Genomic DNA, 15,069 nt, shown 5'->3' with positions numbered 1-15,069 from the left:
GCCCGGCCTCCATCCTGAGGGGTGGCTCGTCTCGTCTGTGAGGAGAATAGAATGCCGATCCGGAACCGGAACGCCTACGCTTTTCTTGCGCCCTATCTCTTGGTCTTTGCCACCTTCTGGATATGGCCGATCATCAGTTCGTTTCTGATCTCGTTTCAGAACACCCGCGTCAATCCATGGAAATTCAGTTTCTCGGTGAACTGGGGCCGCCTCGTTGGCGATCCAGCCTTCTACAATGCGCTCTACAACACGCTGATCATCCTGGTCATTCAGGTACCGGTGATGATCATGATCGCCACCGTGATGGCTGTGCTTTTGAATTCGCCGCTTCTGAAAGCGCGGCCTCTCTTCCGCTTTGCCTTCTTCGCCCCCGTCGTCGTCGGCGAAGTCGCCTACGCGGCCGTCTTCCGCCTGATGTTCAGCTTCGATTTCGGGATCGTCAACAAGATCATCACCTTGGTCGGTCTTCCAGCCGTTTCCTGGTTCGACAATGCCAACGCTGCCATGACCCTGATCATCATTGCGGTGACCTGGCGCTGGGCGGGATATAACGCCATCATCATTCTCGCCGGCCTGCAATCCATTCCTGACGATGTCTACGAGGCGGCAACGCTCGATCGCGTCAGCAAGACACAGCAGTTCTTCCACATCACGCTGCCGCTCTTGAAGCCAATCATCCTGTTTTGCGTCATCCTGTCGGTCATCGGCACGATGCAGCTCTTTACCGAACCATTCCTCATCACCAATCGCGGCGGCCCGGGAGGCGGAACGGAAACGCTGGGCCTTCTGCTTTATCGCGAGGGCTTCCGCTCGCTCAACTTCGGCTATGCCTCGGCGGTCGCCTACACAATGGCAGCGCTGGCAGTTGCGATCTCACTCTTCAACCTCTGGATCGGAAGGGAGCCCAAATGAGATCAAAGTCTCAATCCCTGCTCTTACGGCAGATCGCCCTCCACGCCGTCCTGACGCCGCTGGCCATCATCTGGCTGTTTCCGCTGTGGATGATGCTGGTCTTCTCCACAATGTCGGACTTCGGAATCTTCAGCCCCGAAATCGTCCTCTGGCCGTCGACGAATTTCATCGAGAACTTCAAAAACCTGCAGGCTGATACCAACTTCCTCCGCGCCATGTTCATCTCGATTGGTGTTGCGGTGATCTACACGTTCCTGTCGGTGCTTCTGACGTCGATGGCCGGCTGGGCGCTTGCCCGCTACCGCTTCGTCGGCCGGTCGATCGTCATTGGCATCATTCTTGGTACGATTACGCTGCCCTTTGCCGTCGTTGTCATTCCGCAGTTCATCATGGTGGCCCGCGAGTTCAGGCTGGCTAACACCTGGATTGCGCTGATTGTCCCGCCGCTCTTCAACTCGCTCGGCGTCCTCTTCATGCGTCAGGCCTTCTCCATGATGCCCGCGGAACTCTTCGACGCGGCCCGCGTCGAAGGCGTCAAGGAATGGCAGATCTTCCTTCGGATCGCCCTGCCGCTCGCAAGGCCGACAATGGCGGCGCTTGCCATCATCCTCTTCCTGCACTCCTGGAACAACTATCTCTGGCCGCTGCTCATCAACTCCAAGCCAGGGATGATGACAGCACCGGTGGCGCTTGGCACGCTGATCGGTCTGACCAAGGTGTCCTGGGGCGGGATCATGGCAGGCGCCATGATGCTGACGGCGCCGATCCTGGTCGTCTTCGTGTTCCTGCAGCGTCACTTCATTGCTGGCATCGCGGCCGGCGCAGTCAAATAATCGGGGAACGCCTGATGTCCGAACTTTCACTGAAAAATGTCGTCAAGCGTTTCGGCGCGCTGGAAATCATCCATGGCGCAAATCTCGAGGTAAAGGACGGCGAGTTTGTCGTCTTTGTCGGCCCTTCCGGCTGCGGCAAGTCGACACTGCTTCGCATGATCGCCGGTCTTGAGGACATCTCGGCCGGCGAGATCAATATTGGCGGCACGGTCGTCAATGATGTCGAGCCGGCCGAGCGGGGCATCGCCATGGTCTTCCAGTCCTACGCTCTCTACCCGCACATGACGGTCGAGGAGAACCTGAGCTTCGGTCTGCGCATGAACGGCAACCCGAAACAGGACACGGAAAAGCGCGTCAAGCACGCCGCCAACATTCTGCAGATCAATGAGCTGATGCATCGCCGCCCGAAGCAACTATCAGGCGGCCAGCGCCAGCGCGTTGCGATCGGCCGCGCCATCGTGCGCGAGCCACAGGTCTTCCTTTTCGATGAACCGCTTTCGAACCTTGATGCGGAACTGCGCGTGCAGATGCGCGTCGAGATCTCGCGGCTGCACAAGCAGCTAGGCACAACGATGATCTATGTCACCCACGATCAGACGGAAGCGATGACGCTGGCCGACAAGATCGTTGTCCTGCGCGCTGGCAACATCGAGCAGGTGGGAGCGCCTCTCGACCTCTATGACGATCCCGCCAACCAGTTTGTCGCCGGCTTCGTCGGCTCGCCGAAGATGAACTTCCTCGAGGCCGAGATCCTGGAAAGGGCGGGCGCAAGCGCGACGATCGCTCTTGCCGGAGACAGGAACGTTCGCCTGGCCATGCCGGTGAGTGGCAAGCTCGATCCAGGTGCGCAGGTGACGCTCGGCATCCGGCCAGAGCATTTCGTCGACGCTGGACAAGGTGAGGCGGATCTTACCGTCACCATCGATGTCGCGGAGCACCTCGGCAACACCAGCTACATCTACGCGACCACGGCAGGCGGCGAGCCGCTCATTATCGAGCGCCCGGAATCGCGCGCTGCCGGCAATCGCGACACGCTGACCGTCGGCCTGAGCGCCCACCGTATCTTTCTGTTCGATGGCGACGGCAACCGCCTGCGCTGACTGTAAACCTCGTCCCAAGATTTATGCAATGAAGAGGAATTCCCTATGAGCACAGACCAACCGATCCGTTGGGGCATTATCGGCCCGGGCACGATCGCCCGCACCTTTGCGGACGGCATCGCGCATTCGCGCACAGGAAAACTCGCAGCCATTGCCACCCGAAACCCGCAAAAGCCTGGGCTTGGCGAGAACTTCCCCGGCGCCCGCATCGTCAACGGGTATGATGCGCTGCTGGCGGACGCAGAAATCGACGCGATCTATATCGCAACCCCACATACGGGTCATGCCGAATGGGCAATCAAGGCTATCCGCGCCGGCAAGCACGTTCTCGTCGAAAAGCCGATTGCACTTTCCGCGTTCGACGCCGATGCGATCTATCACGAAGCGAAGAAGGCCGGCGTCTTTGCCGGCGAGGCCTTCATGTATCGCGTTCACCCGCAAACGGCCAAGATCGTCGAACTGGTCAAAGGCGGTGTCATCGGCAGCGTGCGCATCATCCGCTCGAGCTTCGGTTTCAACATGGGCTCGTTCAAGCCCGAGCATCGGCTTTTTGCCAACGAAACGGCCGGCGGCGGTATCCTCGACGTCGGAGGCTATCCGGTCTCCATGGCGAGGTTGATCGCGGGTGCCGTCGAGGGCAAGCCGTTCCTCGAGCCGGAAAGGGTCTCAGGCGTCGGTCACCTCGGTCAATCGGGGGTGGATGAGTGGGCTTCCGCCGTCCTGAAGTTTCCGAACGGCGTCATCGCCGAAGTGTCCTGCTCGATCATGGCGCAGCAGGACAATACGCTGCGCATCATCGGTTCTGAAGGACGCATCGAGGTCAAGGACTTCTGGTTCGCCTCCGGCCACAAGGGCGGCACTGGCAGGATCGAGATCTTCAAGAGCAACGAGCAGCAGACGATCGAGGTGAAGGAAGACCGCTGGCTGTATTCCTTTGAGGTCGATGCAGCCGGCGATGCAATCCGCGCTGGCGAAAAGGAATTCCGCTCACCCGGTATGAGCTGGGCCGACTCGGTCGGAAACCTGCGTGTTCTTGATCAATGGCGCGCCTCGATTGGTCTGGAATACGGCGTCGAGAAGGCGGACAAGCGAACCGCGAACATCGCAGGTGGTACCGTTCGGCGCGGAAACAGCATCCCGCAGCGCCGGATTCCCGGCATTTCCAAGCCGGCTTCGGTCGTCACGCTCGGCTTCGAATTCTTCCCGAACTTTGCTGCCGCGTCGCTGACCCTCGACGCGTTCTACGAGGCCGGCGGCAATGTCTTCGACACGGCCTTCGTCTATGGCGGCGGCAAGACCGAGAGCATCTTTGGCGACTGGCAAACCAGCCGTAAGGTGCCGCGTGAGGAGATCGTGCTGATCGGCAAGGGCGTTCATTCACCGCTTTGCTACCCCGATGTCATCGCCAAGCAGCTCGACCAGTCGCTGAACCGTCTGAAAACCGACTATCTCGATATCTACTTCATGCATCGAGACAATACCGATATTCCGGTTGGCGAGTTCGTCGACGCCATGGACGCAGAGGTCAAGCGTGGCCGCATCCGCGGCATCTTCGGCGGATCGAACTGGACGCGCGAGCGCGTGGACGAGGCCGCAGCCTACGCCGCCAAGAATGGCAAGACGGCGCCGGCTGCCCTGTCCAACAACTTCTCGCTTGCGCAAATGCTCGATCCGATCTGGGCTGGATGCGTGGCGGCTTCCGACGACGACTGGAAGAAGTGGCTGAATGCCAAGCAGATCCCGAACTTTGCATGGTCGAGCCAGGGCCGCGGCTTCTTTACGGAGCGCGCCGGACGCGACAAGCACGACGATGAGGAAATCGTCCGTTGCTGGTATTCGGATCGCAATTTCGAGCGCCGGGACCGGGCCATCGAACTCGCAAACAAGCTCGGCCGCAGCCCGATCCACATCGCGCTCGCCTATGTAATCGCCCAGCCGTTCCCGGTCATTCCGCTGATCGGGCCGCGCACCATCGCCGAGTTGGAAGACAGCCTCTCGGCGCTCGACATAAAGCTGACGCCGGAACAGGTGAAGTGGCTGGAAGCGTGACGCGATAGCAACGATCGCCCGGGGCTGGGGCGCCAGTCCCGGGCGTGTGGCTTCACTCCCCTCCCGCACAAAGGAGCACTGGACGCTGGAGCAGGACACCTTCGGGGCGTATAATTGAAAGCTTTAGGTCGGACCAGCGACCTCACCCTGACTGTCAATAGGGGAGCGAAACCATGAAACGGCTGGTATGGACCACGGCGTCGATGACGCTCGTGGCCTTCAGTGTTTTGGCTCAAGAGCCTGTCGTCGGCACCTGGAAGACGCAAGTCGGCACCACCGCGGCCATCGACGAATGCGCGCAGGGTTACTGCATCACGATGAAGACGGGCAACAATGCGGGCAAGCGCATAGGCTCGTTCCAAGGCAGTAACGGTAACTTCACCGGAACCATCGTTGAGCCGGAGAGTAGGAAGACTTTCACGGGAGTGCTCACACTCAGTGGCGATACTGTGCACATGCGCGGCTGCACGATGAAGGTGATCTGCGTCTCGCTGATCTGGACGCGGTTGTAACAGGCGAATGGCACTATTGCCGGCTGTTTTGTGCGCTCCTAGTTCCGGCGCTTCAGCCCGTCGATAACCTGCCGATATTCCTCGGCGATGGAGATTGCCGCTTTTGCGACCACCGGACTGATCGATTTGCGGTCAATGGCGTCCGAGCAGGCTTCGAATACACCGCGCAGCTCGCGTTCGATCCACGACAGCTCCGGGTATTGCTCCACCAATACATGCGGAAGAAATTTTGCCTTTGCTTTCATTGACTTGGAGCTAGCGATAATGCTGGGATTTGCAGACGTAACATCGAGAATGGCTGCTTCGAGTTGTCCAGTGGCGCTGACGATATCGGTAACCAAGGCCGTCATTTTTCCCTCCTAACAAAGGAACCCCTGAAAAATGCCATGCATTCCTCGTGCCAAACTGGTGGCCGGATGGTTTTGCGACTGCCAAAGTCGGGCTGGTGGCAGAAAGGTTGCCACCGGCAGCTGTCGATGACGAAGTATTGATGGCACACGCTGTTTTCCCGGTCTCACCGGGACCTAGTTTCTGTCCAGTTGGTGGCAAACTATGTTTGTGAGGATGAAATGAAAACGCTTCGAAAGATGATGTGCCTCGGGATGGTCGTTGCAGTCATGGGCGTCGCAACGGCGTGTTCGACAAACTCAGACGCTCCTCGAACAACGGGGTCGGTTGGGTATGGCGCTCACAACGCAGACTTTGCATTGCGGCCAGCGTGCAGGAGTGGATTTGGGAATGATCGTCCCTGTAGCTACTAACTGTTAACAGGCAGTCGACATTGGAGACGGCGGTTGGGCTACTCGATCACATTGACGGGCGCCTGTATCTGGGACTATCAATCTTCCACGCAGGGTTGCCTCACCCGTCCACTGCCGTTCGAAACAGAGAAAATACTGTTCAAGTTGGTTTGGCACGAACGAACCGAGCGTTCAGTCAGTCACCAGTGGCTCTGCAAACTCATCTTTAGAACAATCAGACTCGCGTAGGGCTCATCACCGCCGAACAAAATTGCTTAGGTGGTTTAGCACATCAGCTTTTTTCCATTTTGGTCGGGTGGCCATCTTCTATTTTAACGTAACCGCGGAACGCGTAAAAGACACGAGCAGTCTCTGTCGACCATAAGAAGGTTTTCGGGCAGCCCGCGCAGAACAGCCGTCTTTCCAAAGCCTCCAGTAGCTTGGTACTTAGACCTTGGTGGCGGGCACTGGGTCCACATACAAGAGTGTAATCTCGCTGGTAACTTTTTTGAGGTTGTTCGCTGGAGACCCCATCATCCGGGCTATCCGCATGCTGGTTGTTCGCTGGAACTGCATAAGAAATTTCGCCAGCAAAATGGCCCAAGAAATAGGCAAAAACAACGGCGCCACCCCGGTTGCTACTACAATAGGCAGGAGATGGGCTGAGTGCGGTATGCGGTGGCGACAGCTTCGCTCTCACCGAACGGTATTGGAGGAAGGCCTTCGAGGTTCTCGGAAATGGTTCCAAGCGGCGATTAATGCATTAATGCCCATCGCGCAAAGTTCGCATGAAGGAAGCGAGGGAGTGAGAAATCTGCGTCGTGGGCGAAGCAACGATCCGGGCCGTCGGCTACCCTCGGTCCCATCCTTGTGCTGCCAACGTGGTCAACAGCCATAACGCTGGACCCGAGCGTTGCTCTTAATGCTGCTTCAGCATCGGAAAAATGTTTTGTCCAATTCGGATCATAAGGAACAAGTTCGACCAGCGTTGGCATGGGCTTCATCCTCTGAAACAACGGTAACCTATCGATGTGCTGCAAGCCACCCGCTGTCCGAAAGGGGGGCCGCTCGTGACATCGTGAAGGCCACCAAACTCAAAAGAGGTGCAGTGTGTCGCGGATTTCAGCTGTGCAATCTTCCCGCTGTGGTTTCAACGGAGACGACATTGCAATTTCAAGGACTTTTCAATCACCGATTTTCCTGCTAATATCCTACAATCCACCATATATAACTTCGGTTCTGTCGCCTGATAGTTTCAACACGGTAGCGGTTAACGGAATATCGTGAAGCAACGCGCCACGATATTCTTTACGTGAGTGGAGCGGCACAATGGCAAGCATAACGACCCAAGCCGAAAGTAATCCGCCGGCGAGCGAAGCCGAGCAAAAGCTTCCCCTTTTCTCACTGACCGCGATGGTCGTTGGTTCCATGGTGGGCGCAGGCGTGTTTCAGCTGCCGACCCGCTTTGCAACTCAGACCGGCGTCTATGGGGCTCTCATCGCCTGGGCGATTGCCGGCACCGGTATGCTAGCCCTTGCCTTCGTCTTTCAAGCACTCGCGATACGCAAACCAGAGCTTGACAACGGCGTTTACGTTTATGCGCGGGACGGTTTTGGCGTCTATCCCGGTTTCCTTTCCGCCATCGGATTCTGGGCCTCTGCTTGCGCGGGGAACGCCTTCTACTGGGTTCTGATCATGACCACTGTTTCGCAGCTGTTTCCCCAGAGCGGAACATTGTTCGGCAACGGCGATACATGGCCCTCCTTCATCGTCTCCGTTGTTGCGGTCTGGGGATATTACTTTCTCATCCGCCGCGGTGTGAAAGAGGCCGCCTGGATCAATTATATCGTGACCATCGCCAAACTTGTGCCATTAGCATTATTCCTGGTGCTCGTTATCTTCTTCTTCAACGGAGAGGTCTTTTGGGGCAATCTCACTGGAGGCTACGATGTCCCTGGCGGTACATCTCTGTTGATGCAGGTACAGGGCACCATGCTCGTTACGGTTTTCGTCTTCCTCGGCATCGAAGGCGCAAGCGTTTACTCGCGGTACGCCAAACGACGGGAGGATGTCGGCGCAGCGACGGTGCTCGGGTTCCTCGGGGTGCTCGCGCTGTTTGCCTCCATCTCGATCCTCTCATACGGCATCCTTCCAAAGGCGGAAATTGCGGCTTTGTCACAGCCATCCGTGGGTGGCGTCTTAGAGGCCGCCGTCGGGCCATGGGGCGGAACGTTCATCCGCCTTGGGCTCATTGTGTCGGTGCTTGGTGCCTACCTCGCATGGCAGCTCCTGGCAGCCGATGTCATGTACGCGGCGGCAAAGGACCAGGACATGCCTAGCCAGTTTGCCAAGCTCAACGACCGTCAGGTTCCCGAGCACGCGGTTTTCTGGACGTCGGTCTTCGTGTCTGCGATCCTGTTCGCCGTGCAGTTCGCGGAAAACGCTCTCGACTTCACCCTCGACCTGACGGCCGCGCTCGCGCTTGCACCGTTCGCACTCGCCAGCGCTTATGCCGTCAAAATCGCATGGCAGCGGGACGGATATCACGGCGCGTCGGACGCCTCACGAACCCGAGAGCTAGTGGTTGCAGCTGTCTCGACAGTCTACACGCTATTCCTCATATGGGCCGCCGGATATACTTTCCTTTTCCTCGCCTGCATCCTGCTCGCCCCCGCGACGGCGCTGTACTTCATCGCCAGGCGTCAGCAGAACGTTAGAATCTTTACGACGCCGGGCCTGATCGTGTTCTTAATTGTCCTGGTCTTTGCCGTGATCGGGATCGTGTTGCTTACCACCGGCGTAGTCCAGATTTGAGAATCCACCATCCGTTCCATGCTCCAGTTGCAGTTCGACGCAATTCCTTGAAGCAAGAGGTGAGAACACATGGTAACTGAATCCTCATTTGGCGTTCATTCCGAAGTTGGGCAATTGCGCAAGGTGTTGGTCTGCGCGCCGGGCCGCGCTCACCAGCGCCTGACGCCGAGCAATTGCGACGACCTTCTCTTTGACGACGTGCTTTGGGTCGACAATGCCAAACGCGACCATTTCGACTTCATGACGAAGATGCGCGATCACGGCGTCGAAGTCGTTGAGATGCACAGTCTGCTCGCCGAAACGGTCGCCATCCCGGAAGCGAAGAAGTGGATTCTCGACCATCAGGTCGTGCCGAACCAGATCGGGCTCGGATTGCTCGACGAAGTTCGCACCTATCTGGAAGGCCTTTCCAACCGCGAGCTCGCCGAAACGCTGATCGGCGGCCTGTCGACCTTTGAATTTCCGGAATCGATCGGCGGTGAGCAGCTCGCGCTGATACGCGACGCGGCGGGCGTGAACGAATACCTGCTGCCGCCGCTGCCGAACACACTCTACACCCGCGACACCACCTGCTGGATCTACGGCGGGGTGACGCTCAATGCGCTCTATTGGCCCGCGCGCCATGAAGAATCCATCCTTGCCGCCGCTATCTACAAGTTCCATCCGGACTTCGCCGGAAAGGTGAACGTCTGGTGGGGTGACCCGACGAAGGATTGGGGGCTTGCCACGCTCGAGGGCGGCGACGTCATGCCGATCGGCAAAGGCAACGTGCTAATCGGCATGAGCGAGCGGACCTCACGGCAAGCGATCAGCCAGGTTGCCCAGGCCCTGTTCGAAAAAGGTGCGGCCGAACGCGTTATTGTCGCGGCCATGCCAAAGCTGCGCGCTGCCATGCATCTTGACACGGTCTTCACGTTCGCCGACCGTGATTGCGTGCTAATCTACCCCGACATTGTCGACAAGATCGATGCCTTCTCCTACCGCCCGAACGGCAAAGGCGGCGTCGAGCTGCACAAGGACAAGGGCAGCTTCGTCGAGACGGTCCGCGACTCCCTCGGTTTGAAGAAGATGCGTGTCGTCCAGACCGCTGGCAATGACTACATGCGCGAGCGCACCCAATGGGATAGCGGCGCCAACCTTGTCTGCGCCTCCCCGGGCGTCGTCTATGCCTATGACCGCAATACATACACGAACACCCTGCTTCGCAAGGAAGGTATCGAAGTCATCACCATTACCGGTGCTGAACTTGGACGCGGGCGCGGCGGCGGGCACTGCATGACCTGCCCGATCATCCGCGACGCGGTCGATTATTGACGGCCACAACCTCGCATCTGATACCCGATGGGCTAGGCCTGCATGACCCGGGGTCCGTCCTGGAACCAGACGATGACACGGCGTGAAACGGTCGGCGCGCTCTTTGAATGTGAAAGCCATGTCAGCAGAAAACAAAAAACAACCGCTGTCGTTGTTCGAAGCCCTTGTACCGGTGGCTGGCCTCATCCTCCTTATCGCATTGTCTTACTATCTGTTCGGAGATGCAGGCTCATCAGGCCCCAATCAGGTTGCCCTGGTTTTTGCGACAATGATTGCGGTCACAATGGCGCGCATTCGTGGCTGTTCACTCGATGAACTGAGAGAAGCGGCGATTTCGAGTGTCGGATCAGGGGTCGGCGCAATATTCATTCTATTGGGGGTCGGCGCGCTGATCGGTACATGGGCGTTGAGCGGCACGCTGGTCACCATGATCTATTATGGACTGGTCCTGCTAAACCCCAACTATTTTTACGTTACCGCCTGTGCAGTTGCTGCCGCCACGTCTTTCGGGATCGGTAGCTCCTGGACGGTGGCCGGAACGATCGGCATCGGTTTAATGGGCGTCGCCGCAAATATGGACCTTGATCCCGCCATTACGGCCGCCGCCATCATTTCCGGGGCTTATTTTGGGGACACGACATCGCCGTTGTCCGATTCGGCAAACCTTGCTGCCGGTGCTGGCGAAGCCAATCTTTACGATCATATCCGCGAGACTCTTCTGACCTCCATCCCGGCACTCTTGCTTAGCCTCGGTGTTTTTTGGCTTCTCGGCCGTTTTGGCGAGCCGGGTAGTTTCGATGCCACCAACCATTTGGCCAATATCCAAGCCTCTTTCCACGTGTCCTGGGTCCTTCTCCTGCCTTTGCTCGTTGTTCTGTTACTTGCGCTCCTTAAATTGCCTCCGTTCACCACAATCTTCATCGGCGCTTTGCTCGGTGGCGTGCTTGCCGTCATCGTAGCGCCCGAGAGGGTTGTCGCATTCGCTGGTGCGGGCGCTTCAGTTCCCCATTGGCTGGCACTTGTCAAAGGTGTCTGGCTCGCCTTCGCTACCGGCTATGTATCCAGCAGCGGCGATCCGGCGCTAGATGCAATCGCGACACGCGGCGGCATGAGCGCCATGCTGTCAACTGTGTGGCTTGTGATCACGGCATTTGCGTTCGGGGGTGTTGTTGAGAGGGCCGGTATCCTTGAGCGGCTCATTGCGCCAATTGTCAGCGTGGCGAAATCGGGTGGAACTCTCGTTAGTGCGTTAATCGCTTCCGTCATTGCGACAAACGTCACGACCGCCGATCAATATTTATCGATTGTTCTCCCAGGTCGGATGTTTAATGCCGTCTTCGCTGAACGTGGGCTCGCGCCGCCGGTTCTGTCGCGCACCATCGGCGCGAGCGGCACGCCAACTTCGGCACTTGTCCCTTGGAACAGTTGCGGCGCATATCTGTCAGCGACGCTGGGCGTTTCGACCTTTCACTATTTCCCTTATGCGGTTTTCAATTTCGCTAGCCCGATTCTGGCGGCCGTCGTTGCTTTTCTCGGTATTCGTATGCTGCGTTTAACGAAGGTCAATTTCGATGAATCGGCGGTCTGAACTTTTGGCGACGCCAGGTGGTAGCGTGAAGACCACATGAAAGTACGGGACCGGCAAGAGATCGGCGATGCGTGCATCGACCCACGCCTTGCGAGCGGCGCCTTGACACTTCGGGCAATGGCGATTGCGGCAGGAATTGTAGGAGATGCGGGTCCTGCCGCAGTCGTCGCAGGCATCGACGTGACCGCCAAGCCTGGGTGTACGGCAGGCTTCGATCGCGCCCATGACGCGTCGCTCGCCGCGGCCAAGATGACCGGCGTTCTCTCGCCTGTAGGAGCCTCCATGTCGTCGAAAGGTCGAAAGATGTCGGCGACTTCGAAGGTGGGGCGCAACCGATTACGATTCCGGCGGCGTCACCTCCAGTCGTAACCGATCGAGCGGACTGGCCGTCGACCGGATCGTGTCGGTGGAGACCTGCGTATAGCGCGCTGTTGTCGAGAGGTGGGCGTGGCCGAGCAGGACCTGGATGATGCGGATATCGGTCCCGTTCTCGAGCAGACGAGTGGCGAAAAAATGCCGCAGTGTGTGGACGGTGACGTGTTTGGAAAGGCCCGCTGCGGCAACCGCCGAACGGCAGGCGGAATGCAGCCCCCATGGCTCGATCGGCTTGTCAGGATCGCGCCCAGGAAACAGAATGTCCTTGGGCCGCGCCAAGCGCCAATAGCTGCGCAGGATCCCGAGCAGTTCCGGCGACAGCATGACGTAGCGGGCTTTGCCGCCTTTGCCACGCGTGATGTGGATCACCATCCTTGAGCTGTCGATAGCGGTGGCGCGAAGACCACAGACCTCTGAGACTCTGAGACCGGCGGCATAAGCCGTTGTCAAAGCCACCCGCGCCTTCAAGCTGGAGACGGCTTGCAGAAATCCGACCACCTCGTCGCTCGAAAGAACAACCGGCAACTGGCGAGGCTCGCGCGCATACGGAATATGCTCCGGGATCGTATTCTGGCCGAGCGTTACGCCATAGAGGAACCGGAGTGCGCAGACGATCTGGTTCAATCCGGACCAGGATATGCCCGTAGACACCAGATGCACCTGGAAGGCGTGGACCTCGTCCAGTCCGAGCCGATCCGGCGATCGGCCAAAATGGCGGCTAAACTTTGCGACAGCATAAAGATAGGATTGCTGCGTGGCCGGAGAAAGATTGCGGACCGTCATGTCCTCGATCATCCGGCGACGCAGAGGGCTCATCTCGGCCATCTGGATCTCCTGTCTGAAGGGGGGGGGTGCAACACCCAAATCCTCTCAGACAGGAGCCATCTCTCAAAGCGGGCACCAACTGCCGCGACTAGCGGCTTAGTTCAATCCTGAATCACGTAAGCTGCGACACGCTTTTAGGGCAGCGCTCGAAAGGGGGCGCTGCTACTGGATTCTGTCCGAAAACACGGGTATCCTCGCAGCATGACTTTCATGATTCACATCGCGTTTGCGACTAGCGGACGAATTGATTGCCCGGCCTGATGCGTCGGGTCGGGTCTGTCTGCGCATGTGTGAACATCACGACGCTGTTTGCGTCCGCGAAAGTCTATGATCATGTCTTTGAACGAACCCACGTTACACCTCGTGTGCGGCAAGATCGCTGCCGGAAAGTCGACACTTACGAGCGCTTTGGGGAGGATGCCCAACACGATCGTCGTAAAGGAGGACTATTGGCTGGCTCGCCTTTATCCGGGCGAACAGAACAATTTAGCTGACTACATCCGCAACTCTAGGCGGCTGCGTGACGCCATGAGCGAGCATTTAATCAGTCTTCTGCGTGGTGGAGTGTCGGTGGTGCTGGATTTCCCCGCGAACACACGCGGCAGTAGAGCATGGATGCGCACGCTGTTTGAGGGGGCGGGGTGCGCCCACCAGCTCCACTTTCTCGATGTGGCAGACGAGGTTTGCAAAGCCCGCCTTCGTCAAAGGAATGAGGGCGGCGAGCACGAGTTCAACGTCAGCGACGATGACTTCGCTCTCTTTACCAGTCACTTCGTTCCGCCCTCTCCCGAAGAGGCGTTCGAGGTGATAGTGCATCGTCCGTGATGATTGAACGTTCGCTATCGCGTTCTTCGAGCCGATAGCGAACCGACGGCTGACCACCACTACACCCGTTCTGAAGGCACGCGCATCGTCCCGCGATCGTCGCGCCAGCCTTCATCGGACTCTTGTGGCACTTGCTCGATAATGCCGAGTTGATGTGATCTGCTTTAACCACGCTGCGGTGCGACACTGCCACTTCCAGAGATACCTGGCGCCATCGAAGTGGCCGAAATCGACGCCGATGCCAAGGATTTCTCATGGTAATGTTACAAAGTGCAACGAAAGGTAGTCCACACCTCTGGACGTGGTCAAGACTGGCTCTATTTCGATATGCGGTAGATCAAGGAGGGAACTATGTCTGAACTCATAGTGCTTGGTTTTGATAAACCTGACGAAGCGGACGCGATACTCAGCCGGTTGTTGACGCTCGAAAAGGAGTACCTGATAGACCTCGAGGACGCCGTCGTTGCTATTCGAGACAGCGGCGGAAAAGTTCGCTTGAAGCAAAGCGTCAACCTTGCAGGGATGGGAGCGACAAGAGGCGGGTTGTCCGGAGCGTTGTGGGGGACTCTCGTAGGTCTCTTGTTTTTGAACCCTCTGGCGGGAATGGTTGTTGGCGGAGCGTTCGGAGCTGGTTCTGGTGCTATCGCCGGATCGCTCACAGACTACGGTATCGACGACAAACTCATCAAGAGCCTGGCTGAGACTATCCCAGCCGGCAGTTCAGCTCTCTTCTTGCTTGTACGCAAAGTGCAGCCAGAGAAGGTCCTCGAAGAATTCAAAAACAAGCGTGCACGTATTCTGAGAACCTCACTCTCTCCTGATCAGGAAGCGAGACTCCGCGAAGCGCTTTCACCTGTGGCAACGGAAGCCGGATCGGCAGCTCCCTCATGATTGTCGGGTAAACGCGTGCTCTCTCATTGATAAGAGATCGATCCTCTAACGCCCCGGCTAGGTCCTCACGATCTTGCTGGCTTAAACCTGGAAGGAAAAAGCGATGCGCGTTTCGACTTTGTTGCTTCTTGGCGGGGCAATCATTGCAGGCTGCACCCCAACACAACAAGGCGCCGGGATCGGTACCGCCACAGGCGCTGTGGTTGGCGGCGTGGTGACAAATAACGTGCGTGGCGCGGCCGTCGGGGCGGCAATTGGCGGTGCGTAACCCGCTATGTTCGTGTGGGAATT

14 protein-coding genes and 2 pseudogenes are annotated in these 15,069 nt (G+C 58.0%); 11 read left to right on the top strand and 5 right to left on the bottom strand.

Translation table 11 applies throughout. From position 1 onward, the window contains the following. The first annotated feature begins 51 nt into the window (after window positions 1-51). The 5 genes from K9B32_RS17600 to K9B32_RS17580 all read left to right on the top strand — a co-directional run bounded on the left by K9B32_RS17600 (window position 52) and on the right by K9B32_RS17580 (window position 5,406). Window positions 52-912, top strand: a complete 861-nt coding sequence (locus K9B32_RS17600) for a carbohydrate ABC transporter permease (RefSeq protein WP_224564419.1) — start codon at window positions 52-54, stop codon at window positions 910-912. Beyond that, window positions 909-1,745, top strand: coding sequence for a carbohydrate ABC transporter permease (locus K9B32_RS17595; RefSeq protein WP_224564418.1), 837 nt, complete (start codon window positions 909-911; stop codon window positions 1,743-1,745). Before K9B32_RS17600 ends, K9B32_RS17595 begins: the two co-directional genes overlap by 4 nt. Window positions 1,746-1,759: 14 nt before the next feature. Further along, complete coding sequence (locus tag K9B32_RS17590; protein ID WP_224564417.1) at window positions 1,760-2,845, top strand: ABC transporter ATP-binding protein; 1,086 nt, start codon at window positions 1,760-1,762, stop codon at window positions 2,843-2,845. 45 nt (window positions 2,846-2,890) lie between these two features. Further along, window positions 2,891-4,894 carry an aldo/keto reductase gene (locus tag K9B32_RS17585; protein ID WP_224564416.1) on the top strand — a complete coding sequence of 668 codons (2,004 nt, stop codon included), beginning with the start codon at window positions 2,891-2,893 and terminating at the stop codon, window positions 4,892-4,894. A gap of 173 nt (window positions 4,895-5,067) precedes the next feature. After that, window positions 5,068-5,406, top strand: coding sequence for a DUF2147 domain-containing protein (locus tag K9B32_RS17580; RefSeq protein WP_224564415.1), 339 nt, complete (start codon window positions 5,068-5,070; stop codon window positions 5,404-5,406). Between the two features lie 38 nt (window positions 5,407-5,444). On the opposite strand, the gene K9B32_RS17575 is transcribed toward K9B32_RS17580, so the two are convergent. From K9B32_RS17575 to K9B32_RS17560, 3 genes are all read right to left on the bottom strand, one after another. Next, the gene (locus K9B32_RS17575) at window positions 5,445-5,756 is read right to left on the bottom strand and encodes a hypothetical protein (RefSeq protein ID WP_224564413.1); all 312 of its coding nucleotides are present in this window, start codon (window positions 5,754-5,756) and stop codon (window positions 5,445-5,447) included. A gap of 682 nt (window positions 5,757-6,438) precedes the next feature. Further along, window positions 6,439-6,846 (bottom strand): GNAT family N-acetyltransferase, encoded by a 408-nt coding sequence (locus K9B32_RS29130; RefSeq protein ID WP_224564410.1) that lies wholly within the window; start codon window positions 6,844-6,846, stop codon window positions 6,439-6,441. A gap of 55 nt (window positions 6,847-6,901) precedes the next feature. Then, window positions 6,902-7,141, bottom strand: a complete 240-nt coding sequence (locus tag K9B32_RS17560; protein ID WP_224564409.1) for a GrpB family protein — start codon at window positions 7,139-7,141, stop codon at window positions 6,902-6,904. Between the two features lie 334 nt (window positions 7,142-7,475). On the opposite strand from K9B32_RS17560, the gene K9B32_RS17555 reads away from it, so the two are divergent. From K9B32_RS17555 to K9B32_RS17545, 3 genes are all read left to right on the top strand, one after another. Continuing rightward, window positions 7,476-8,960, top strand: coding sequence for a basic amino acid/polyamine antiporter (locus K9B32_RS17555; protein ID WP_224564408.1), 1,485 nt, complete (start codon window positions 7,476-7,478; stop codon window positions 8,958-8,960). 69 nt (window positions 8,961-9,029) lie between these two features. Then, complete coding sequence (locus tag K9B32_RS17550; RefSeq protein WP_224564407.1) at window positions 9,030-10,274, top strand: arginine deiminase; 1,245 nt, start codon at window positions 9,030-9,032, stop codon at window positions 10,272-10,274. A gap of 118 nt (window positions 10,275-10,392) precedes the next feature. Then, entirely contained in the window at window positions 10,393-11,862 is a 1,470-nt protein-coding gene (locus tag K9B32_RS17545) for a Na+/H+ antiporter NhaC family protein (RefSeq protein ID WP_224564406.1), read from the top strand. Here the strand turns inward: K9B32_RS17545 and K9B32_RS17540 are convergent. Together K9B32_RS17540 and K9B32_RS17535 are read right to left on the bottom strand one after the other, a co-directional pair. Then, window positions 11,860-12,156 (bottom strand): annotated as a pseudogene (locus tag K9B32_RS17540) (transposase zinc-binding domain-containing protein); the annotation flags it as partial. The gene K9B32_RS17545 and the pseudogene K9B32_RS17540 overlap by 3 nt on opposite strands. Window positions 12,157-12,198: 42 nt before the next feature. Continuing rightward, on the bottom strand, window positions 12,199-13,062 hold the full coding sequence (locus K9B32_RS17535; protein WP_224564405.1) for a tyrosine-type recombinase/integrase: 864 nt from the start codon (window positions 13,060-13,062) through the stop codon (window positions 12,199-12,201). Between the two features lie 333 nt (window positions 13,063-13,395). On the opposite strand from K9B32_RS17535, the gene K9B32_RS17530 reads away from it, so the two are divergent. From K9B32_RS17530 to K9B32_RS17520, 3 genes and pseudogenes are all read left to right on the top strand, one after another. Next, window positions 13,396-13,887 carry an AAA family ATPase gene (locus K9B32_RS17530; RefSeq protein WP_224564404.1) on the top strand — a complete coding sequence of 164 codons (492 nt, stop codon included), beginning with the start codon at window positions 13,396-13,398 and terminating at the stop codon, window positions 13,885-13,887. A gap of 351 nt (window positions 13,888-14,238) precedes the next feature. Further along, window positions 14,239-14,778, top strand: a complete 540-nt coding sequence (locus K9B32_RS17525; RefSeq protein ID WP_224564403.1) for a DUF1269 domain-containing protein — start codon at window positions 14,239-14,241, stop codon at window positions 14,776-14,778. 103 nt (window positions 14,779-14,881) lie between these two features. Then, a pseudogene (locus K9B32_RS17520) lies at window positions 14,882-15,040 on the top strand (YMGG-like glycine zipper-containing protein); the annotation flags it as partial. Between the last annotated feature and the right edge of the window lie 29 nt (window positions 15,041-15,069).

The sequence above is a fragment of the Rhizobium sp. 3T7 genome, from assembly GCF_020166565.1.
In the GTDB taxonomy this organism is placed as follows: Bacteria; Pseudomonadota; Alphaproteobacteria; order Rhizobiales; family Rhizobiaceae; genus Rhizobium.
Note: the sequence above shows the minus strand (reverse complement) of the source record. Positions and strands in the feature narration are given on the sequence as shown.